This is a genomic window from Burkholderia sp. CCA53 (genome assembly GCF_001685525.1).
Taxonomy (GTDB): domain Bacteria; phylum Pseudomonadota; class Gammaproteobacteria; order Burkholderiales; family Burkholderiaceae; genus Burkholderia; species Burkholderia multivorans.
This window is the reverse complement of sequence record NZ_BDDJ01000002.1, coordinates 1,239,516-1,260,163: the sequence shown is the minus strand read 5'-3', so window position 1 is coordinate 1,260,163 and position 20,648 is coordinate 1,239,516. Positions and strand designations below refer to the sequence as shown.

The 20,648-nt window shown below is 68.4% G+C and carries 15 protein-coding genes; 6 read left to right on the top strand and 9 right to left on the bottom strand.

Annotation, left to right across the window (positions count from 1 at the left end; all coding sequences use genetic code 11):
- Positions 1-85 precede the first annotated feature (85 nt).
- From BCR55_RS21960 to BCR55_RS21950, 3 genes are read left to right on the top strand one after another with little or no spacing between them, the layout of a single operon-like run.
- Positions 86-1,498 carry a cytochrome ubiquinol oxidase subunit I gene (locus BCR55_RS21960; RefSeq protein WP_006397335.1) on the top strand — a complete coding sequence of 471 codons (1,413 nt, stop codon included), beginning with the start codon at positions 86-88 and terminating at the stop codon, positions 1,496-1,498.
- A 30-nt stretch (positions 1,499-1,528) separates the two neighbouring features.
- The gene (gene cydB / locus BCR55_RS21955; protein WP_006406656.1) at positions 1,529-2,536 is read left to right on the top strand and encodes a cytochrome d ubiquinol oxidase subunit II; all 1,008 of its coding nucleotides are present in this window, start codon (positions 1,529-1,531) and stop codon (positions 2,534-2,536) included.
- Positions 2,508-2,687: a hypothetical protein gene (locus BCR55_RS21950; protein WP_035489112.1), complete on the top strand. Its 180-nt coding sequence runs from the start codon at positions 2,508-2,510 to the stop codon at positions 2,685-2,687. The genes cydB and BCR55_RS21950 overlap by 29 nt, the downstream gene beginning before the upstream one ends.
- Before the next feature lie 117 nt (positions 2,688-2,804).
- Here the strand turns inward: BCR55_RS21950 and BCR55_RS21945 are convergent, their stop codons facing one another.
- Positions 2,805-2,999: a YqaE/Pmp3 family membrane protein gene (locus tag BCR55_RS21945; protein ID WP_006397338.1), complete on the bottom strand. Its 195-nt coding sequence runs from the start codon at positions 2,997-2,999 to the stop codon at positions 2,805-2,807.
- 115 nt (positions 3,000-3,114) lie between these two features.
- A complete protein-coding gene (locus BCR55_RS21940) occupies positions 3,115-4,782 on the bottom strand; it encodes an alkaline phosphatase family protein (RefSeq protein WP_053298137.1) in 1,668 nt (555 codons plus the stop codon).
- A 236-nt stretch (positions 4,783-5,018) separates the two neighbouring features.
- Between BCR55_RS21940 and BCR55_RS21935 the strand changes: the two genes are divergently transcribed.
- A complete protein-coding gene (locus BCR55_RS21935; RefSeq protein WP_006397340.1) occupies positions 5,019-5,240 on the top strand; it encodes a hypothetical protein in 222 nt (73 codons plus the stop codon).
- A 76-nt stretch (positions 5,241-5,316) separates the two neighbouring features.
- Here the strand turns inward: BCR55_RS21935 and BCR55_RS21930 are convergent, their stop codons facing one another.
- Positions 5,317-9,111, bottom strand: coding sequence for a DUF748 domain-containing protein (locus tag BCR55_RS21930; protein WP_065495920.1), 3,795 nt, complete (start codon positions 9,109-9,111; stop codon positions 5,317-5,319).
- 149 nt (positions 9,112-9,260) lie between these two features.
- Positions 9,261-10,688 carry a DUF1254 domain-containing protein gene (locus BCR55_RS21925; RefSeq protein WP_006410955.1) on the bottom strand — a complete coding sequence of 476 codons (1,428 nt, stop codon included), beginning with the start codon at positions 10,686-10,688 and terminating at the stop codon, positions 9,261-9,263.
- A gap of 405 nt (positions 10,689-11,093) precedes the next feature.
- On the opposite strand from BCR55_RS21925, the gene BCR55_RS21920 reads away from it, so the two are divergent.
- Positions 11,094-14,387, top strand: coding sequence for a heavy metal translocating P-type ATPase (locus BCR55_RS21920; RefSeq protein ID WP_083211871.1), 3,294 nt, complete (start codon positions 11,094-11,096; stop codon positions 14,385-14,387).
- 93 nt (positions 14,388-14,480) lie between these two features.
- On the opposite strand, the gene BCR55_RS21915 is transcribed toward BCR55_RS21920, so the two are convergent.
- From BCR55_RS21915 to BCR55_RS21905, 4 genes are all read right to left on the bottom strand, one after another.
- Complete coding sequence (locus BCR55_RS21915; protein WP_006407915.1) at positions 14,481-14,960, bottom strand: GNAT family N-acetyltransferase; 480 nt, start codon at positions 14,958-14,960, stop codon at positions 14,481-14,483.
- Between the two features lie 119 nt (positions 14,961-15,079).
- Positions 15,080-15,232: a hypothetical protein gene (locus BCR55_RS33145; RefSeq protein ID WP_006397347.1), complete on the bottom strand. Its 153-nt coding sequence runs from the start codon at positions 15,230-15,232 to the stop codon at positions 15,080-15,082.
- A 175-nt stretch (positions 15,233-15,407) separates the two neighbouring features.
- Entirely contained in the window at positions 15,408-16,862 is a 1,455-nt protein-coding gene (locus tag BCR55_RS21910; RefSeq protein ID WP_053298134.1) for a hypothetical protein, read from the bottom strand.
- 84 nt (positions 16,863-16,946) lie between these two features.
- On the bottom strand, positions 16,947-17,642 hold the full coding sequence (locus BCR55_RS21905) for an MgtC/SapB family protein (protein ID WP_006407913.1): 696 nt from the start codon (positions 17,640-17,642) through the stop codon (positions 16,947-16,949).
- 112 nt (positions 17,643-17,754) lie between these two features.
- Between BCR55_RS21905 and BCR55_RS21900 the strand changes: the two genes are divergently transcribed.
- On the top strand, positions 17,755-18,864 hold the full coding sequence (locus BCR55_RS21900; RefSeq protein ID WP_053298133.1) for an AGE family epimerase/isomerase: 1,110 nt from the start codon (positions 17,755-17,757) through the stop codon (positions 18,862-18,864).
- Here the strand turns inward: BCR55_RS21900 and BCR55_RS21895 are convergent.
- Positions 18,837-20,456, bottom strand: coding sequence for a methyl-accepting chemotaxis protein (locus BCR55_RS21895; RefSeq protein ID WP_053298132.1), 1,620 nt, complete (start codon positions 20,454-20,456; stop codon positions 18,837-18,839). The two genes, BCR55_RS21900 and BCR55_RS21895, sit on opposite strands and share 28 nt — an antisense overlap.
- Positions 20,457-20,648 lie beyond the last annotated feature (192 nt).

The following is a 20,648-nucleotide window of genomic DNA, read 5'->3' as shown; positions in this document are numbered from 1 at the left end:
GTCCGATACTCCAGCCAACCCCGCAGCGCTGTGCCGGGGTCCGCCGGCATCCGTCGGCGGGTATCGTCTGCTTCGGTCAACTGGTATGGACACCGCTTTTTCGGCCCTCGATCTGGCCCGCCTGCAATTCGCGTTCACCGTCTCCTTCCACATCGTCTTTCCGGCCATGAGCATCGGGCTCGCGAGCTTCATCGCCGTACTCGAATACCGCTGGCTGAAAACCGGCAAGGCGTACTACAAGACGCTCTGCCTGTTCTGGTCGAAGATCTTCGCCGTCGCGTTCGGGATGGGCGTCGTCTCCGGCGTGGTGATGAGCTATCAGTTCGGCACCAACTGGTCGGGCTTCTCCAGCTTCGCCGGCTCGGTCACCGGCCCGCTGCTGATGTACGAAGTGATGACCGCGTTCTTCCTCGAAGCCGGCTTCCTCGGCATCATGCTGTTCGGCTGGAATCGCGTGAGCCCGCGCGCGCACTTCGGCGCGACGCTGATGGTCGCGATCGGCACGCTGATCTCGACGTTCTGGATCCTCGCGTCGAACAGCTGGATGCAGACGCCGCAGGGCTTCGAGATCGTCGATGGCCGCATCGTGCCGACTGACTGGTTCGCGATCATCTTCAACCCGTCGTTCCCGTACCGGCTGCTGCACATGGCGATCGCCGCGTTCATCGTCGCCGCGCTGGTGGTGGCCGCGACGGGTGCGTATCACCTGCTGAAAGGCCGGCGCGACAAGAGCGTGAAGAAGATGTTCTCGATGGCGCTGTGGCTGCTGCTCGTGCTCGCGCCGGTGCAGGCGATCATCGGCGACCAGCACGGCCTGAACACGCTGAAGCATCAGCCGGCGAAGATCGCCGCGATCGAAGGGCTGTGGGAAACCGAGAAGGGCGGCACCGCGCTGAACCTGTTCGGCATTCCGGACATGAAGGCCGAGACGACGCGCTACGCCGTCAAGGTGCCGCATCTCGGCAGCCTGATCCTCACGCATAGCTGGGACGGCGAGATTCGCGGGCTGAAGGAATTCCCGCCGGAAGACCGTCCGAATTCGACGCTCGTGTTCTGGAGCTTCCGGATCATGGTCGGCCTCGGCTTCGCGATGATCGGCCTCGCCGTGCTCGCGTGGTTCCTGCGCCGCCGCGGCCGCCTGTATGAGTCGAAGCTGCTGCAGCGCTTCGCGCTCGTGATGGGCCCGGCCGGCTTCGTGTCGCTGCTCGCCGGCTGGGTGACGACCGAAGCGGGCCGTCAGCCGTGGGTCGTGTACGGCGTGATGCGCACCGCGCATGCGGTGTCGCCGCTGACGGTGCAGCAGGTCAGCGTGTCGATGATGACGTTCGTGATCGTGTACTTCCTCGTGTTCGGCACCGGCGTCTACTACATGCTGAAGCTGATGAAGGCCGGGCCCGCGCTGCCCGACGCGAAGCACGACGACACGCCCGACACGCGCCGCGATCACACCGCGCGCCGCCCGATGTCGGCCGTCGACGAACCGCTCGAGACCGTCTGACCCGCCACCCCATCCGCATACGAGAAAACTATGGACGTCACTGTAATCTGGGCCGCGATCATCGCATTGGGGCTCTTCATGTACGTCGTGCTCGACGGCTTCGACCTCGGCATCGGCATCGTCTTCCCGTTCTTTCCGGACGAGAAGGAACGCGACCTGATGATGAACACGGTCGCGCCCGTGTGGGACGGCAACGAAACGTGGCTCGTGCTCGGCGGCGCCGGGCTGTTCGCCGTGTTTCCGGTCGTCTATTCGACCGTGCTGTCTGCGCTCTATCTGCCGCTGATCTTCATGCTCGTCTGCCTGATCTTCCGCGGCGTGTCGTTCGAACTGCGCGCGAAGGCACGGCGCACGAAGCAGCTGTGGGATCTCGCGTTCATCGGCGGCTCGGCCGGCGCGACGTTCTTCCAGGGTGTCGCACTCGGTGCGTTCCTGCAGGGCATCGACGTGAAGGACGGCGTGTTCGCCGGCGACGCGTTCGACTGGCTGACGCCGTTCAGCCTGCTGACGGGCCTCGGTCTGATCGCGACCTACGCGCTGCTCGGCTGCTGCTGGCTCGTCGCGAAGACCGAGGGCGACCTGCAGCGCCGGCTGCATCGCGTCGTGTGGCCGCTGACCGTCGTGCTGCTCGCCTTCATCGCGATCGTCAGCCTCTGGACGCCGCTGCAGGATCCGGCCATCGCGCAGCGCTGGTTCGATACGGGGCTGTTCTGGCGGCTGCTGCCGGTGCCGTTCCTCGTCGCCGGCTGCGCGGTGTGGATGCGCCGCGCGGTGCGCGCCCGGCATGACATGACGCCGTTCGTGCTCGCACTCGCGCTGGTGCTGCTCGGCTACGTCGGGCTGCTCGTCACGCTGTTCCCTTATGCGATTCCGCAGACGATGACGATCTGGGAAGCGGCGGCGCCGCATTCGAGCCAGACCTTCACGCTGGTCGGCGCAGCAGTTATCCTGCCGATCATCATCGCCTACACGACGATGGGTTACTGGGTATTCCGAGGCAAGGTGCGCCATGAAGACCAGCATTACTACCACCACTGATCGCGCCGACGCTCGGCCCGATGCCCGGCGCCCGCGGATGCGCGGCTGGATGTGGTTCGTCGTACTGTGGGCCGGCGGCGTGATCGGCGCCGTCACGCTCGGCTATGCGTTCAAGATCTTCATGAATCTGACGCTGTTCGCGGTGAAATGAAAACGGCCGCTTCGATCGTCGCTCGATCGAAGCGGCCGTTTCTCCTTGGGCGGCCGATTTTGCCGCTTCGCCGCTTACGGCGGCGCCGCACGAGTCGCGGCGCCGCGCCGTTTACGCCTAGCGTCGTTCGCGCAGCGCCGCTTCGATCTTGCGATCGGTCTTGTACTGGCTCAGCGCATACACCGACCAGATCGCCGCCGGCAGCCAGCCGATGATCGTGATCTGCAGGATCAGGCAGATAATCCCGGCGATCGGACGACCGATCGTGAAAAACTGAAACCACGGCAACAACAGGGCAAGCAGCAGACGCATGAGCGGTCCTCGCGATACGTTTCGTTGAACGGGCAATCCGCAACGAATATGCCGGTGCATGCGATGGAATTCAACCCGCGCACCGCCGTCGACACGCGATGGACCGCCGCCGCGCTCAACGCTCGATGCCGAGCCCCGGGAGCACGCGCGTGTTCTCGGCCACGACCGCCTGCAGCAGCCGCGGCTCGACGCCGAGCAGCGCCAGAATCGTCGGCGCGACCTGCGTCGTGCCCACCACGTCGCTCACCGTACGCGCGCGATGCAGGCCCGGATACGATACGAGCAGGCCCAGATGGCTGTCGTCCGGCGCGTTGCCGCCATGCTCTTCATCCTTCTTCGTGCTCGACGTGTAGATCACGCCCGGGTTCGGCTGGACGATGATGTCGGGCGTACGGCCGTTCGCCGGATCGCCGAACCGCTCGGCCAGCGCCGCGCCGTACAGCACATAGGCCTGCGGGCCGTCCGCGCAGATGCCGGGCGCGTTGCAGCCGAGATTCGCGTTCAGCGTCTGCACCACCGCCGTACGCTGGCTTCGGTCGCGCAGCCAGATCAGCCCGACGTCGTCCGTCTGCACGAAGCCGGTGCCGGCGAGGCCCGATCCGTCGTTCGGGTTGCCCGTCTTCGTGTTGTTCTGGCCGAAGTTGCTGTTCGGATCGAGATAGCCGTTCGCCTCGAGCAGCTTCGTCAGCGTATCGCCGTGCTTCACGAGCTTCGTGCGATCGGTCGGCGACTGCCCGTGCTTCGCCGTCACGATCACGGCCGTCGACGTGTAGAGGTTGTGCTGCTTCAGCGCGCCGACGATGCGGCCGATCGCATCGTCCACGTACGTGATCGCGTTCGCAACCTGCCCGTTCGGCGTGAAGTTCGCGTCGAGATAGCCGCCGCCGGCCGCGACCGGCGCCTTCTGCGCGACGCTCAGCGTCTGGAAGTTCGCGCCGAACAGCGTCGGCACCGGCGCGTTCTTCGTGCCCGTCGAATCGCGGCCGTCGATCTGGTTGATCAGCGCCTGCACGTGCAAATTGTCGAAGCGCGCCGTATGCGAATAGACGTCGGTGTAGTCGGTGCCCGTCGCCGGATCGATCGAGTTGATCTCGGTGCGCGCGAGATCGTCGACGCCCGTGCCCGACGGGCCGTTCAGCCAGTCGTAGCCCCACGCGTGCTTGTCGGCCCACGCGGTGCGCGCGTTCGGCACCGCGGCCTTCACGGCCTCGAACACCGTGTTCGTCTTCACGTAGTCGTGCGGATAGACCGGCACGCAGCGGCCGTTCACGCGTGCGTGCGGAATCGCCTGCGGATTGAATGCACCGCCGCCGTCGAGATGCACGAGCGCGCCGCCGTTCTGCGCGTCGATGCCGGTCGTCTCGTCGAACACGACGTTCCAGCCCTGCTTGCCCGAGCACGTCGTGTCGCTCGGCGCATAGAGGTTGCGATCGTACGACACGTCGTAGAACAGGCCGGCCGTCTTCGGCGAGCCGCCGGTCACGAGCGCCGCGAGCCCCGGAAACGAATCGGACAGCCCGGGCGTGTACGCATTCGTATAGGTGACGCCGCTCTGCGCGAGCACCGCGAGGTTCGGGCACGTGTTCGCGCCGATGCAGCGCGCGAGATCCTGCTCGTGCAGGCCGTCGATGCTGAGCAGCAGCACGTGCTTCACGACGCGGCGCCCGTGTGCCGAGTCGCCGGCTGCGCCGTCCTGCCGGGCGTGCGCGCCCACACTTGCCAACGCGAGCGCGCCGGCCACCATCACTGCGATATGTCGCTGTTTGCCGAAGAAAGACCTCATCACCCCACCTCATCGATTGATCGTTGGACTGCGTGACTTGCCGTCAGGCGCGCCAAATATCGCCGCGCTCTGCGGCGGTCCGATGAAGTACGGCTTTCTGTTCTCTATCAAACGTAACGAATCGCAACGCCACGACGTGGCGGCGCGACCACGCGCCGCGCCCCCGGGATTTTTGTCCGGTTGGCACGCCAGTATTGGCGTGTGATAAAGGGTTTTCCCTGATTCGGAGCCCGACAATGTCGACCCTGGAAGCATTGCGGTTCGTGCTCGACGACCCGCGCACGCCCGAGATCATTCGCCATCACGTCGTCGACGCGTTGCAGTACGCGTTGCGCAACTACGGCCAGGTATTTACCGCGAAGGAAGTCGAGTGGATCGCGCAGTGGGACGATGCGCGTCTGCCGCTGAGCGCGCGAAAGGAACTGGAACGGCGCGAGCCGACGGTCGCGCTGCGCTAGGGCCGCGCGCGGCGCGCGACCGATCGATGCGCGCGACCGCGTCGGAAGAAGCCGACGCGGCCGCGCAGCGGCACGCTTACTGCAGCCCGAAGTCGACGCGCGTCGTGGCGCCCTTGTCCTCGATGCCCTTCGCATCGAGCTTCGGCGCGACGACGAACACGCGCTTCGCGTCGATCTTGCCGTCGAGATACTGACGCACCGCCTGCGCGCGCTGCTGCGCGAGCGCGCGCAGCGCATTGTCGTCCGCCGGTGCGTGCTCGGCGAGCGCCTTTTTCATGTCCGCTTCGGGCAGCGTCTTCTGCAGGCCGATCAGGTTGCGCGGCTTCTTGAAATCGGCCGCCTTGTAGGCGCGCGTCAGATACTTGTCGTATTCGCCGGGCTCGACGTTCACCGTCATCGGGTCGATGCTCTCGCCCTGCCCGACGACGTCCTTCAGCTTCTGCTGACGAACGAGCCGGTCGACATACGCGGTGCGCAGCCCCGGCGTGTCCTTGTCGGGATCGACGCGGCCGATCAGGTCGAGCCGGATCGACGGCTTCTCGGTCAGCATCTTCACGACCGTGTCGAGCTTCTTCTGCTGCGCATCGGTCAGCACCGCGGAGCCGGGTGCGAACTCGACGTAGCCGAGATCCTCGCCGCCGCTGCCGAACGCATGCGCGAGCAGCGAGAACGGCGACGTGACGGCCTTCGCGATCAGGTTCAGCAGCGCGCGCCAGATCAGCCCGCCGACGCTGAACTCGGGATTCGACAGCGATCCGGACACCGGCAGGTTCACGTCGATCTCGCCGCGCGTGTTCTTCAGCAGCGAGATCGCGAGCTTCACCGGCAGCTTCGTCGCGGTGTCGTTGTCGATGTGGTCGCCGAACGTCAGCTGGTCGATGAAGATGTGGTTGTTCGCCTTCAGCTGGTCGTTGGCGAGCTGGTAGTGCAGGTCGACGTTGAGCTTGCCCTTCGTGATCGGGTAGCCCGCGTACTTCGCCGAATACGGCGTGAGGTTGGTCAGCTCGATGTCGTGGGCGGTCGCCGTGAGATCCAGCGCCGGCTTGTCGATCAGCGGGTTCACCGAGCCCTTGATCGAGATCGGCCCGTTGCCGGCGAGGTTCGCGGCGACGTCGACCGGCGCGGACGTCGTCGAATCGGTGCCGAACGCCCCGACGGTCCCCTTGATCGCGACGAGGTTCGCCGTGTAGTTCGGCTTGATGAAGTTGTCCGTGTACGTGACACGGCCGTTCTGCAGCACGAGCTCGCCGAAATGCATGCGCACCGGACGCTGCGGCGCGGGCGCCGCCTTGACCACCACCGTCGCCGACGCGGCGGCCGGCGCCGACGCCTGCTGTGCGGCGGCGGCCGAGGCGGCCTGCGCCGCGGCCGGCGGCGTGACGCCCGGCGACAGCGGCACCGGCTCGCTCTTGCTCGCATCGCGCGTGAGCGACTGCGCGGGGCCCGTCTCCTTCGCGACGATGTCGTTCAGGTTCAGGCGCCCTTGCGCATCGAGCAGCACGCGGCCGTAGAAGTTCGAGAACGTGACGCGTGCGGCGTCGACGTCGGTGCCCTTGTCGTCGTAGTTCGCCTTCAGGTTCGTCAGCGCGAGCGAGCGCCAGCCGGCGAACGGATCGGACGTCGCCTTGTCGAGCATCCGCACGTCGACGAGCGCGACGTTGCCGCGATAGGCCGCGCGCATCGTGTCCTTCGCCTGCGCGAACGTCAGGTTGCCCTGCGCGTTGAGCAGCGCGCTCGCGATCGTCGCGTTCAACGCGCTGCCGAAATACGGCTCGAACGCGGCCGCATCGACGCGGTTGCCGTCGATCTTCAGCGCGATCTTCAGCGGCTGCGCGGTCACGTCGCCCGTGACGTTCAGCGAACCCTTGCGATTCAGCGTCGCCTTCAGCTGCACGGGCAGCGGCTTCGTCATGTCGTCGCCGAGCTTCTGCACCGACAGATCGAGCGGCTTGATCGCGAGCTTCACCGGACGCGGCGTCGACAGATCGGTGAAGTTCGCGGATGCCTCCTTCACGTTCAGCGCATCGATCCGGTAGTGCCACGACGGCGCGGCGGCCTGCGCCTTGCGCGCGACCGTGCGCTGCGGCACCGCCGGCTGCGCCGGGCTCGCGAACGCCGCGAGATCGATGTTGCCGTTCTTCAGACGCTTCACGTCGAGCGCGAGCCCGTGCGCGTCGACGCTCGCAATCTCGGCGGTGCGCGCGGCCACGTCGACCTTCGCGATCTTCGCGCGCGCGTCGGGCAGCACGATCGCCGGCGCCTTCGCATCGGGCGTCGCGAGCTTCAGTGACTTCAGGCTCAGTTCGCTGTCGGCGACCTGCGCGTCGAGCGGCGTCTTGCCCCAGTCGGCCTTCGCGTTGACCGTCGCGCCGAGCGCGCCGTCGAGCACGCGCGCGCGCGTCGCCTCGCCGAGATACGGCTGCAACGGCGCGAGCGCGAGCGCATCGACGACGAGCTTCGTGTCGACCTGCTTCGCCGCGACGTCGACCGTGCCTTCGGCCTTCAGGTCGCCGCCGCGCGACAGCGATGTCGACAGCGTGTATTTCGCGGGCGTCTTGCGTTGCAGCGCGAAACCGTCGAGCGTCGCGGCGAGCTTCGTCAGCGCCAGCGCGGTCGGCGTCGCGGGAACGCGGTCGTCGAGGTTCACCGTGCCGCCGTCGATCGCGACATGACGAATCGTCAGGTCGAGCGGCGGCGTCTTCGTGTCCGCGGCCTGCGCGCCGCTCGCCGCGGGCGCGCTCGCGGCGGCGACCGCCGCGCGCGAGGCGCCGTTGGCAGCGGCCGATGCCGCCTTCGGCGCGGCGGCCGGCGAGCCCGCGAGCTTTTCGACGTTCAGCACGCCCTGCTTGTCGCGCGACAGGTCGATCACGGGCCGGTCGAGCCGGATTTCGTCGAAGTGCATCGCATTGCGCAACGGCTCGAGGCCGGCCGCCGCGACGTGCACGCCGCGCGCGGCGAACAGCGGCTCGGACGCCGGGCCCGTGATCTTCGCGTCGGTCAGGTCGACCGTGCCGGACACGCGCAGCGCGGGCGTATCGCCGCTCATCACGAAGTTGACCGAGAGATCGCTGCTCAGCAGGCCGCTCGTCACGGCGACCGGCAACTTCGCGGGGACGTACGAGATCAGCTTCGGCACGTCGAGCCGATCGAACTTCAGCGCGATTTCCGATTCGCGCGACTGCGCGAACGGCTTCGTCTTGCCGTCGATCGCGATCGGGCTGCCGTCGAACCGCATCCGCAGCTTCGGTTCGACGAAGATGTCGGTCTTCGACGGCAGCGTCGCGATATACGGCACGCCGAGCGTCCACTCGTCGACGACGTGCTTTTCGTTCAGCAGCCGATCGTCGAAATCGATCCGGCCGTTGTTGATCTGGATGTTCGACACGGAGAACAGCGTCGGCTTGCTGTCGGGCTTCGACGGCGTCGAGAACTTCTCGATCAGGTCGGTGAAGTTGAAGCGCTGCGCGTCGTAGCGGACGATGCGAAAGCGCGGCGAATCGAGGCGGATCTCGTTGACGATCGGCGCACCGCGAAACAGCGACGTCCACGACGGCCGCACGACGAGCTTCGCAATGTCGATGAAGTCGCCCTGTCCGCCGTGCTCGCCGACATGGATGCTGTCGGCTTCGAGGTTCAGCGTGTACGGGTTCAGCGCGATGCGCCGGATCGTCGCGGGCCGGTCGAGCTGCTTGCTCAGTTGCTGTTCAGCGATATGGCGGATCAGCGGCGGCGCCGCGAAGAATCCCAGCAGGCCGAACAACACGAGGAAGATCAGGATACCGAGGCCGATGCGTCGCGTGCGGCGCGAGCGGGCGACGCCGCCGAGGGCATGGAGGGTCGTGGAAGGGATTTCTTTATCTGGGCTTGCCATGCTGGAATGCCTCGGAAACGGATACCGGGTCGCGCCGGAATCCGGCGCGCCCGAGCCTGTTGTTCCGAGAGTATAGGCTCAGAGGATGACGGGACGCGCATGCGTGCGCCCGCCGCGGGCCGTATGGGACCGCGGCGGCGTCCGCTCGTTCACTTGCGCACGACGGCCGGCGGCATCCACGATCCGTCGGTGGCCTGCGGCTTCGGCGCATACAGCCGCAGCGCGAGCGCGAAATCGGCGCGCGGCGCGGGCAGCCAGTTCGCCGCGCGCGCGCCGCCCGGCACCGCCGACACGACGATGTCGACCGATCCGTCGTGGTTGCGGCGCAGCCGGTCGCGATCGCCGAGCGAACGGCGCGCGGAGCCGACGTCGGGCAGCGCGCCGCCCGGCGTGTACGGCGTGAGCGTCCAGAAGCCGCGCACCGGCGGCAATGCGCCCGGCGCGAAATGCAGCACGTAGCGGTTCGCGCCGTTCAGCGGCTGGCCGTCGCTGTCGACGCGGACGATCGCGATCGTCTCGTCGTCGCGCGTCGCGGTGCCGAACTGCGTATAGGCCGCATACGCGCGCAGCGCATAGTCCTGCCCGTACTTGCCGGCCGTATCGCCGATCCAGCTCCAGCCATTCGCGCTCAGCAGATTCGGCGGCGGCGCCGTGAGCCGTGCGCGCCCTTCGTCGACGCCGGCCGTCGCGGCCGTCAGCCGGTCGCCCGTCCACTGCACCGGATTGCCGGCCGACACGCCGATGTCGTCGAGCAGCTGCTGCGCGTGCGGATCGTCGTCCGGCGCCGGGTTGTCCTGCAGCGCACGCGCAAAGCGCGTGAAGAACGCCTTCGGATCGAGCGCGGCGACCTGTTCGGCCGGCGTGCCGCCCGTCAGCGCGTCGGCCGGTGCACTGCCCGTATGAACGGCGACCGAGGCGCCGCGCGCGTCGCCCGTGTAGACCGACAGCGGCACGATGCGCATCGCGCGCTGCAGTTTCTTCACGGCCGTGAGGTCGCGTCCGCCGCTCGTCTGCAGTCGTACTTCGAGCCACGCATAGCGCGTCGGCACGTCGACCCGCACCGCACCCTTCGGCAGCGTGCCCTGCCAGTCCTTCGCGACGAAGGCAATCGTTTGCGACCGGCGGCCGCCGCGCGCCGCCGCGCTCGAGGCCGACCACAGCACGTTGGTCCACATGTCGAGCGCGCGCGCATCCCAGTACCGGCCGCGCGTGTCGGGCAGCGTGACGATCACCGGCTCGGCCGCGACGTCGAGCCAGCCGGTCGAGTCGAGCGTATCGACGCCCGGCAGCGGCGGATTCACCGCGCCGACCGGCGGCAGCGCCTGCGCGTGACGCAGCGTGTTCAGCGGCGCCTGGCCGGGTTGCGCGCCGTCGCCGCCTGTCGCGGCGTCTTTCGCGACGTCCATCAGCACGAGCGGATACGCATAGACATAGGAATCGGCGACTTCCGTACGCATCCAGCCCGTCTTGCGCTGGATCGCGTCCGGTTGCGACGCGCATCCCGCGAGCAGCGCCGCCATGGCGAGCGACGCGCACGCGCGCCGCAGAGAAAGGGATTCTCGAAGGTGTTCAATCATCGATTACTGGCCGAATATCGTTCTTTTCCGTCAACGCCATGTTCGGTTCCCGAACGGCGCGTGAGCGACGCCGGCGCGCGCGGACGGCCGCTGGTCGGCACGGCGCGCGGGTGTCAGGCCGGTATCATAGCGCCTAAGGGCATCCCCCAATATGCCCGAAGACACATTGGACAGTAGCGGCGGTGTCGGCGCGGCCGCGTGAAATCGGCTCGCGGGCCGCGCGGCATGCATCGGGCGGCGTCGATTCCGGGCGAGCCGGGTGCGCTGGCCCGGCGCGTGCCCCCGCGGTTGGCCCGCGGTTGCCCCGTGAGGCAACGCGTCGTCGCCTATGCTTGACCTTCCCATCATGGGAAAGTTGATACTGGGAACCAATCGCGCGACGAACCGCGCCTTGGGGGAATCCGAATGACTGAATCACTCGCATCCGCGTCGCTGCATACGATCGAACTGGGTGTCGACGGCATGCACTGCGGCGGCTGCACCGGACGGGTGCAGCGCGCACTGGCCGGCGTGCCGGGCGTCGTCGACGCGACGGTCGACCTGGAACGGCAGGCAGCCACGATTACCGCTCGCGAGACTGTGGAGCCGGCGCGGCTCGTCGATGCGGTCGGCGCCGCGGGTTATCGCGCGACCGTGCGCGACGCCGTCGCGGGAAGCGATGCGATGGCGGCGCAGGCGAAGCAAGATGCGCGACCCGGGGCGGCGGCGACGGTCTTGCTCGACATTGACGGGATGACGTGTGCGTCCTGCGTATCGCGTGTCGAAAAGGCGTTGGCGAAGGTGCCAGGCGTCACGCATGCGTCGGTCGACCTCGCAACCGAACGCGCGACCGTCGAAGCGTCCGCCGACGTTTCCGCCGCGCGGCTCGCCAAAGCGGTCGAACAGGCGGGCTATCGTGCGACGCTTATCGAATCGGCTCCGGCGGCCGTGACATCCCAACCGATCGACCATAAAGCTGCGCACAGCGTCGAACTCGACATTGACGGGATGACCTGCGCGTCCTGTGTATCACGCGTCGAAAAGGCGTTGGCGAAGGTGCCAGGCGTCACGCGGGCAACAGTCAACCTCGCAACCGAACGCGCGACCGTCGAAGCGTCCGCCGACGTTTCCGCCGCGCGGCTCGTCGAGGCGGTCGAACAGGCAGGCTATCGCGCGACGCTCATCGAATCGGCTCCGGCGGCCGTGACATCCCAACGGATCGACCATAAAGCTGCGCACAGCGTCGAACTCGACATCGATGGAATGACCTGCGCATCCTGCGTATCGCGTGTCGAAAAGGCGTTGGCGAAGGTGCCAGGCGTCACGCATGCGTCGGTCAACCTCGCAACCGAACGCGCGACCGTCGAAGCGTCCGCCGACGTTTCCGCCGCGCGGCTCGCCGAAGCGGTCGAACAGGCCGGCTATCGTGCGACGCCCGTCGAATCGGCTCCGTCGCCCGCACGCTCGACCTCCGCGGAGCGCGAAGCCACGCACAGCATCGACCTCGACATCGGCGGCATGACCTGCGCGTCCTGCGTATCGCGCGTCGAAAAGGCGCTGGAGAAAGTGCCGGGCGTCACGCACGCGTCGGTCAATCTCGCGACCGAACGCGCGTCGGTCCGGGCCGCCGGCCCGCTCGACGCCGACGCGCTGATCGCGGCGGTCACGAACGCCGGCTACCGCGCGACGCTTGCAGCCGCACCCTCAGCCGGCGCGAAGGCCGCCGCTTCGTCCATCCCCGCCGCACCCGACCGCGACGCGCGCAAGCGTCAGGAAGCACTGCGCGAGCGCAATCTCGTGATCGCGTCGGCCGTGCTGAGCGCGCCGCTCGTCGCGCCGATGCTCGCCGCGCCGCTCGGCATCGACGCGATGCTGCCCGGCTGGCTGCAGCTCGTCCTCGCATCGATCGTCCAATTCGGCTTCGGCGCGCGCTTCTACCGCGCCGCATGGCATGCGGTGAAGGCGCGCGCCGGCAACATGGACCTGCTGGTCGCGCTCGGCACGTCGGCTGCGTATGGCCTCAGCCTGTGGATGCTGCTGCGCGACCCGGCGCATCCGGGCCATCTGTACTTCGAGGCGTCCGCCGTCATCGTCACGCTCGTGCGTTTCGGCAAGTGGCTCGAAGCGCGCGCGAAGCGTCAGACGACCGATGCCATCCGCGCCCTCAACGCGCTGCGGCCCGACCGCGCGCGCATCGTCGACAACGGTGTCGAGCGCGACGTGCCGCTCGCGCAGGTGCGCGTCGGCACGATCGTCAGCGTGCGGCCGGGCGAGCGCCTGCCCGTCGACGGGCGCGTCGTGTCGGGCCGCTCGCATGTCGACGAATCGCTGATCACGGGCGAAAGCCTGCCCGTTCCGAAGGACGACGGCGACGCCGTCACGGCCGGCTCGATCAACGGCGAAGGCGCGCTCGTCGTCGAGACGACCGCGATCGGCGCGGAAACGACGCTCGCGCACATCATCCGCCTCGTCGAATCCGCGCAGGCGGAAAAGGCGCCGATCCAGCGCCTCGTCGATCGCGTCAGTGCCGTGTTCGTGCCGGCGATCCTCGGCATCGCGGTGCTGACACTCGTCGGCTGGCTGCTCGCCGGCGCCGGCGCGGAAACCGCGATCCTCAACGCCGTTGCCGTGCTCGTCATCGCGTGCCCGTGCGCGCTCGGCCTCGCGACGCCCGCCGCGATCATGGCCGGCACCGGTGTCGCCGCGCGGCACGGCGTGCTGATCAAGGACGCGCAGGCGCTCGAACTCGCGCAGCGCGCGACCGTGATCGCATTCGACAAGACCGGCACGCTGACCGAGGGCAAGCCCTCCGTCACGGCTTTCGACGCGGTCGACCTGCCGCGCGACGACGCGCTTGCGCTCGCGGCGGCCGTGCAGCGACACAGCGACCATCCGCTCGCGCGCGCAGTCGTCGCCGCGTATGACGCGCAGCGCAACGCACAGGCCGCGCCCGTCGCGACGGACGCACGTGCGGTGGCCGGACGCGGCGTCGAAGCGCGTGTCGACGGCCGACTGCTCGCGCTCGGCAGCACGCGCTGGCGCGACGAGCTCGGCATCGTCGTGCCGCCCGCGCTCGACGCGCGCGCGGCCGAGCTCGAGCGCGCGGGCAACACGATTTCGTGGTTGATGCACGCCGATGCGCCGCGCGCCGCGATCGCGCTGATCGCGTTCGGCGATACCGTGAAGCCCGGCGCGCGCGACGCGATTGCCGCGCTCGCCGACCGGCACGTCGCGAGCGTGCTCGTCACCGGCGACAATCGCGGCAGCGCGGCGGCCGTGGCTGCGGCGCTCGGCATCGGCGAAGTGCATGCGCAGGTGCTGCCGGACGACAAGGCGCGCGTCGTCGCGTCGCTCAAGCGCGAGCACGGCGGCGTGGTCGCGATGGTCGGCGACGGAATCAACGATGCGCCCGCGCTGGCCGCAGCGGACGTCGGGATCGCCATGGCGACCGGCACCGACGTCGCGATGCATACGGCCGGCATCACGCTGATGCGCGGCGACCCGGCGCTCGTCGCCGACGCGATCGACATCTCGAAACGGACGTACCGGAAGATTCAGCAGAACCTGTTCTGGGCCTTCGTGTACAACCTGATCGGCGTGCCGCTCGCGGCGCTCGGCTGGCTGAATCCCGTGATTGCGGGCGCGGCGATGGCGTTCTCGAGCGTCAGCGTCGTGACGAACGCGTTGCTGCTGAGGAGATGGAAAGGACGCGCGCGGTGATGCGGCGAGGGATGGCCGCGCACGAGCGGGCGCCCGCACGCGCAATCGAGCGCAGCGTATCGGACCGCGAAGTGCATGCCCGAATCGCCGCGACTAGCTCGACACGACCGGCTTGATCAGCGTCGTCGTGATCGGCACGAAGCCGCACGCGCGATAGAGCGCGCGCGCCGCGACGTTGTGATTGAACACCGAGAGCCCGATTTCGGTCACGCCATAGCGGCGCGCCTCGGCCTCGAGCGCCTCGAGCACGCGCGTCGCCCAGCCTTGGCGGCGCCGCGACGGCACGATATCGAGGTCGTAGATGAACAGCGTGCGATGCGGCCCTTCCGTCACGATCGCATACCAGAGGTCGCCGACCGTCTCGCCGCTCGTCGAATCGACGAGCGAGACGAGCGTCTGGCCGGGGGTCGACAGGCCGTCCGGCAGCAACGTATCGAAGCAGCGCTGCGCACGCGGCGCTGCGTCGTCGGTCGGGTTCTGGCCGGAGGCAACGAGATCGCGCGCGTAGCCTTCGATCGCACGCGCGCGGTAGGCGCGGAATTCGCCGGCCGTCATCGGCCGCATCTGCAGCATCGCGCGTTCGTCCGTGTGAGGAATCGAACTCCCAGTGTAGCGGGCGCATCGCGCCGGCGCAGCGCACGGCAGCGGCATGCAGACGCGGCAAGCGCCGCGCGAATCAATGCATCAGTCGATTAGCGACGGTACAGGCACAGCGGCGCGTGCGAGCGGCGCACACGATCGGCTTCCGCACGACGGGCCACGTACGAATATTCCGCGTCGAGCGGGAGGTGCGGCGAAACGAACAGATCGTCGATCTTTTGCAGCAGCGCGAAGATGAAGCTCATGTGAAACTCCTGACAGATAGGCTAGGGTTTTCCCTTAGATGTTTCGTATTCTAAGGGTTTTCCCTAGACTCTGCCAGCGCGCGCAGCAGTTTGCCGCACCTTTGTATCGCGGTGTGCACGCGTCGCCGCGGCCGATTCGTTGCGTGGCGCGGCTCTCGAGGTAGGGTCGGAGGCGTTAGCGCGCGCGGCGAACGCGTTTCGCAGCGGTGTCACGCGACACCGCGCGCTGAAGTCGATCCACCTGCGACAGCAGCGCTTCGTGATGCTCCTGCAGCGTCATCACGCTCGCCTGTTGTGTCGACAAATCGGCCGCCAGCCGGTCGATCCGCAGTTGCTGCGCGGCCGCGTCCTGTTTCAGGTGTGCGATCTGGCGCGTTTGCATGATCAGCGCGACGAGCGTCGCCAGCACGACGATCGCCAGCGCGAGCAGCAGGCGATTCACGCGGCGCTTTTCGCGATCGGCCGAATGTGTCAGCCGCGTCACGTCGGCCTGCAACGCGGCGAGCCGGTCGGATGAGACGAGGCCGCGCGTATCGGGCGCCGTGGGCGACGTGTCGATTGACGGTTTGGTCACGAAGGTCGCTGCGGACGCTGGTGTCGCGGAACCGTCCGCGGGTCGCTCGGCGCTTGAACGCGTGTCCGATGCCGACTGTGGGTCGGCCGGCGCCGTCGCGGCGACCGTCGTCACTGGCTCCCCGGGTACATCGTCGGTCGCGCGCCGCGCCGATGCCGAAGCCGCGCGGCGGGCCTTCGGTGCGGATGGCTCGGAGCGGCGGCGAGCGGCGGGCGTGGCGCGCGTCGCGTCGGCCGCGATTTCGGCGCGCTGCGTGGATGGATTGGCGTCGGCAGCGGCTGACGCTGCCGCGACGCCTGCTTCTGCGATTGCTTCGGCAACCGGCACATCGTCTACCACTGATGCCCGATTGCGTTGCGCCAATTCGTGCGTGTCGCCGGCGGGGGTGGCGTTATCGGCGTTAGGCGCGCCTTCGTCGTTGCGCACGGCGGCCTCGGGCACGCGCGTCGCGGCGACGTCTGATGCGGCAACGTCGTCCAGCACGCGCGTACTAGCGTGTGCCGCCGGCGCGTCGACATCGCGATTCGCCGCGGCGTCGTTTGCGCCCGCCTCAGCGGCCGGTATCGGTTCGGTCGTTTTTGCGACCGTTTCATTCGCAGCAACACCATCGCTGGAATGCACGGCGTTCTTCTGCACGTCTGCCGTCATGCCATCGCGGTCTTCCTCGTGCAGAGCTGCGGTCGTCGGCGCAGTCATCTCGTCCGCTCCCGCGACCGAAGCGACCGCCGCTTCGGCCTCGAATCCGTCGAGCGTCGCTTGCCGCGCGCTGTCGCCTTCGGAGCCGTTGCCGCGTTCCGCCGTTGGCGCACTCGCGCGTGCATCGTCGTCGCGACTCGACGGACCCGCAGCCGACACATCGTCGTCCCGCGCGAACACTGGATCGCCAAACAGGTCGAGCGTGCGTTCGTCCCGCGCCGCATCGGCGGCTGCCGCGCGCTCCGGCTGCGCGGCAGCCGCCGATACGCTGGGCGCGGCCGCAGCCGAACGCTGACGCGCGCGTGTCGAAGAACGGTCGGAACGGGAACGAGAGCGCGGCGTGGTAACGGATTCGGTCATGGCAATCGGATAGCGAGGCCCGCGCGGCGCGGACCCGCATGTCGAACGGAATCGGTGGCCGGCCATTGTCGCACGACCTGTCACTTATTCATCGCCCGACGCGCCCTGCCCGTCGTCGAAGCGCGTCACCCCCGGCAGCGCGCGCAGCTTGTCGCAAATCGCGCGAAATTCCAGATCCGATACGCGCGCCAGCGCAATGCGCACGTCGTCGTGTTCGCCGGTTTCGTCCGCGCGCTGCACGATGAACTGCTTCACGCGCGCGCTATCGGGGCCCAGCGCCGCATGCAGCGAATCGAAGGTCAGCGTGCCGCCCAGCACCGTCAACGCGAGCTGGCGCCGCTGCCGCACCGTGAAGTAGCGCCGCTCGAGCGGCTTGAGGCCGGCCAGAATGATCAGGATGATGATCGTCGCGGCAATCGCCCCAACGTACAGCCCGCCGCCGACCGCGAGCCCCACCGCCGCGACCGACCACAGGCTCGCGGCCGTCGTCAGCCCGCGCACGATCTCGCCGCGCAGCAGGATCGACCCCGCGCCGAGAAAGCCGATCCCCGACACGACCTGCGCGGCCATCCGCGACGGATCGAGCTCGACATGTTCGCGGCCGAGCACGTCCGCGAAGCCGAACGCCGACACGATCATGATCAGCGCCGAGCCGACGCACACCAGCATGTGCGTACGCAGCCCCGCCGCCCACGACAGCCGTTCGCGCTCGAAGCCGATCACGCTGCCGAGCGCCGCGGCAAGCACGAGCCGCATCACGAGTTCAAGGTTGCCTAGCATCGTATTTATCTCCTTTTTATGGTGCCGGCCGCGCGGAATGTTTTATCCTTGGGCCCGGTCGCGCCGATTCGGGCCGCGCCGACACGAATCGATCCCAGCGCACAACCCCGCCATGTCCGTTTCCGACTCCGCATCCGCCCAGGCCGCCCAATTGCGCCACCACTTCGCGCACGTCGTCTTGCCGATCTGGCGAGGTTCAGGGTTCGACCATACATTACGTTTGCCGTTCGAGGCCGTCGATCCGGCCACGCATGCGCCGCTGCCCGTCACGCGCTATCGCGCGATGGCCTGTGCGCGGCAGCTGTTCGTGTTCGCGCAGGCCGGCGATGCCGCGCACGCGGCCGTGCTGTTCGACACGCTGCGCAGCCGCTTCCGCGACGCGCAGCACGGCGGCTGGTTCTACAGCGTCGATGCGCACGGCGCACCGCTCGACACGACGAAGGATCTGTACACGCACGCATTCGTCGTCTTCGCGTGCGCCGCATGGTATGCGGCATCGGGCGACAGCGACGCGCGCACGGTTGCCGAGGAGACGGCCGCGCTGATTCAGGACCGCTTTGCGCCGCAGCCGGGCGACGCGCGGCTCGATGCCGCGCGCGCGGCCGACTTCTCGTCGTCGGGCAGCGGCGCGCTGCAGAATCCGCTGATGCATCTGACCGAAGCATGGCTCGCGGCCGCCGACGCATTCGGCGATACCGCATTCGACGATGCGCTGGCACGCACCGCAGCGGCCGTCGAACGCACGTTCGTCGATCCGGCGACCGGCTGCATCGCCGAACTGCCGCTCGGCGCGGCCGACAACCGTTTCGAGCCCGGCCATCAGTTCGAATGGTTTTATCTGGTCGATGCGGCCGGCGCACGGCTCGCGCAAACGACGCTCCCCGACGCGCTCACGCGCGCGTTCGCGTTCGCGGAACGACACGGCGTCGATCCGCAGACGGGCGGCGTCTGCGCGGCGCTCGACGCACAAGGCACCTGCATCGACGGCACGCAGCGGATCTGGGCGCAGACCGAATACCTGCGCGCGTTGGCAACGCACGGCGGCACGCCGGCGTCCGCGCCGCTCGCGACGCAGATCGCGCGCTTCGCCGCGCGCTTCCTGCATCCGCGCGGCTGGTTCGAATGCAAGACGGCCGACGGCCAGGTGTCGCGCGCCGACATGCCGTCGACGACGCCGTACCACCTCGCGACCGCTTACGCGGCGCTGCCGACCGGCGCGTAACGCGGCTCGGCGGCCGACGTCGCGACACGCGGCGCATACGCCCCGCGCGCGTCGCCGAGCTCGAAGACCGACACCGCGCGCATCAGCTGCGCGGTCTGTTCGTTCAGCGACGCCGCAGCCGCGGCGACTTCCTCGACGAGCGCAGCGTTCTGCTGCGTCAGCTGATCCATCTGCGTGACGGCCTGATTCACCTGCTCGATGCCGGACGTCTGCTCGACCGACGCGGCCGTGATCTCGGACATCGTCTGCACGACGCGCGTGATCGACTCCGACACGGTGCGCATCGCGTCGCCCGCGCGTTCGACGAGTTCCGCGCCGCCGTTGATCTGCGCGACCGATTCCTCGATCAGCGCCTTGATCTCCTTCGCGGACTGCGCGCTGCGCTGCGCGAGCGAGCGCACTTCGCCGGCGACGACCGCGAACCCGCGGCCCTGCTCGCCGGCGCGCGCCGCCTCGACCGCCGCATTGAGCGCGAGGATGTTGGTCTGGAACGCGATGCCGTCGATCACCGAAATGATCTCCGCGATCCGGCCCGAACTTTGCGCGATGCCGCGCATGCGCTCGATCACGCTGTCGACCACGCCGCCGCCGTGGCTCGTCGCTTCGAGCGCCGCGTCGGCCAGCGCGCTCGCGGCCCGCGCGCTGTCGGTGTTCTGCCGGACCGTCGCGGTCAGTTCTTCCATGCTCGCCGCGGTTTCCTCGAGCGACGCGGCCTGCGTGCCGGTACGCGCGGACAAGTCCGCGTTGCCCCCCGCGATTTCGCCCGCGCCGACGTGAATCGCGTCGGACGCCTGCCGCACCGTGCGCACGGTATCGGCGATGCTGGCCTGCATCGCCGCGAGGCCGCGCAGCATCCGGTCGATTTCGAACACGCCGCGCGCGCGCACCGCTTCGTCGAGGCGGCCCTGCGCGATCCGCTCGAAGTGCCGGCCCGCCTCGTCGAGCGGCGCGACGACCGCACGTCGCGCGGCCGCGTAGATCGCCGCGCTGGTCGCGAGCATCGCGATCAGCAGCACGATGCCGACCCACTTGAACCACTGCATGCCGCCGTCGATCGTGTCGAGTGCGCTGCGGCTCGACGCGGCGCCGTAGTCGGCGAAACGGCGCAGTTCGGCGACGTACGCGTCCTGGAAGCGCTGCGTCGGCTGATCGAGGAAGGCCTGGATATTGTCGGCGTCGAGAAACTGCACGAGTTCCCCGAGCGCGCCGCGCAGCGCGCGATAACGCTCGACGAGCGCCGCGACGCGCGCGCGGTTCGCGTCGTCGACGGGCTGCGCGGACGTCAGCACGGCAAACGCCTTGTCGGCCTCGACGAGCGAGTCGCTGGCATGGCGAATGATGTCGTCGGGCTTCGGGCCGCCGCGCACCATCCGCGTGCCGGCGCGCGAGAGGTTCACGCGCGCGTCGAGCAGCCGTTCCGTCGCCTGATTGGCGGAATCGACCTGCGCGATCGCGACGTTCGACAAATCGTCGACGCCGCTGCGCGTCGACGCGAGCGCCCAGAAGCCGAGCGCTTCGATCGCGAACAGAAAGACGCAGAACACGGTCAACACGCCGAGCAGACCCGACGCGAGCTTGATTTTTCCGAACATGGAGAATTCCTGGAGAGCGGACGATGGAGCAATGCCCCGGCATTAGCGGCAATTCTTCGGCCGACTTTAGCTACCTTTCAGTCATTCCGATGGAATCGCCCTCGGACGATGCGCCCCACCGCATTCGACGCAATAATCGCGTCGCATCGCGCCGCCGATCGCAAGAAACGCGGACGAATTTCCTTGCTTATC

Excerpts from the sequence above, each read along its gene's own strand:
- BCR55_RS21895 (WP_053298132.1), bottom strand. The coding sequence starts at position 20,456 with ATGTTCGGAAAAATCAAGCTCGCGTCGGGTCTGCTCGGCGTGTTGACC.
- BCR55_RS21930 (WP_065495920.1), bottom strand. The coding sequence starts at position 9,111 with ATGGCAAGCCCAGATAAAGAAATCCCTTCCACGACCCTCCATGCCCTC.
- BCR55_RS21900 (WP_053298133.1), top strand. The coding sequence starts at position 17,755 with ATGTCCGTTTCCGACTCCGCATCCGCCCAGGCCGCCCAATTGCGCCAC.
- BCR55_RS21920 (WP_083211871.1), top strand. The coding sequence starts at position 11,094 with ATGACTGAATCACTCGCATCCGCGTCGCTGCATACGATCGAACTGGGT.
- BCR55_RS21915 (WP_006407915.1), bottom strand. The coding sequence starts at position 14,960 with ATGCTGCAGATGCGGCCGATGACGGCCGGCGAATTCCGCGCCTACCGC.
- BCR55_RS21935 (WP_006397340.1), top strand. The coding sequence starts at position 5,019 with ATGTCGACCCTGGAAGCATTGCGGTTCGTGCTCGACGACCCGCGCACG.
- BCR55_RS21960 (WP_006397335.1), top strand. The coding sequence starts at position 86 with ATGGACACCGCTTTTTCGGCCCTCGATCTGGCCCGCCTGCAATTCGCG.
- BCR55_RS21940 (WP_053298137.1), bottom strand. The coding sequence starts at position 4,782 with ATGAGGTCTTTCTTCGGCAAACAGCGACATATCGCAGTGATGGTGGCC.
- BCR55_RS21925 (WP_006410955.1), bottom strand. The coding sequence starts at position 10,688 with ATGATTGAACACCTTCGAGAATCCCTTTCTCTGCGGCGCGCGTGCGCG.
- BCR55_RS21950 (WP_035489112.1), top strand. The coding sequence starts at position 2,508 with ATGAAGACCAGCATTACTACCACCACTGATCGCGCCGACGCTCGGCCC.
- BCR55_RS33145 (WP_006397347.1), bottom strand. The coding sequence starts at position 15,232 with ATGAGCTTCATCTTCGCGCTGCTGCAAAAGATCGACGATCTGTTCGTT.
- BCR55_RS21910 (WP_053298134.1), bottom strand. The coding sequence starts at position 16,862 with ATGACCGAATCCGTTACCACGCCGCGCTCTCGTTCCCGTTCCGACCGT.
- BCR55_RS21945 (WP_006397338.1), bottom strand. The coding sequence starts at position 2,999 with ATGCGTCTGCTGCTTGCCCTGTTGTTGCCGTGGTTTCAGTTTTTCACG.
- cydB (WP_006406656.1), top strand. The coding sequence starts at position 1,529 with ATGGACGTCACTGTAATCTGGGCCGCGATCATCGCATTGGGGCTCTTC.
- BCR55_RS21905 (WP_006407913.1), bottom strand. The coding sequence starts at position 17,642 with ATGCTAGGCAACCTTGAACTCGTGATGCGGCTCGTGCTTGCCGCGGCG.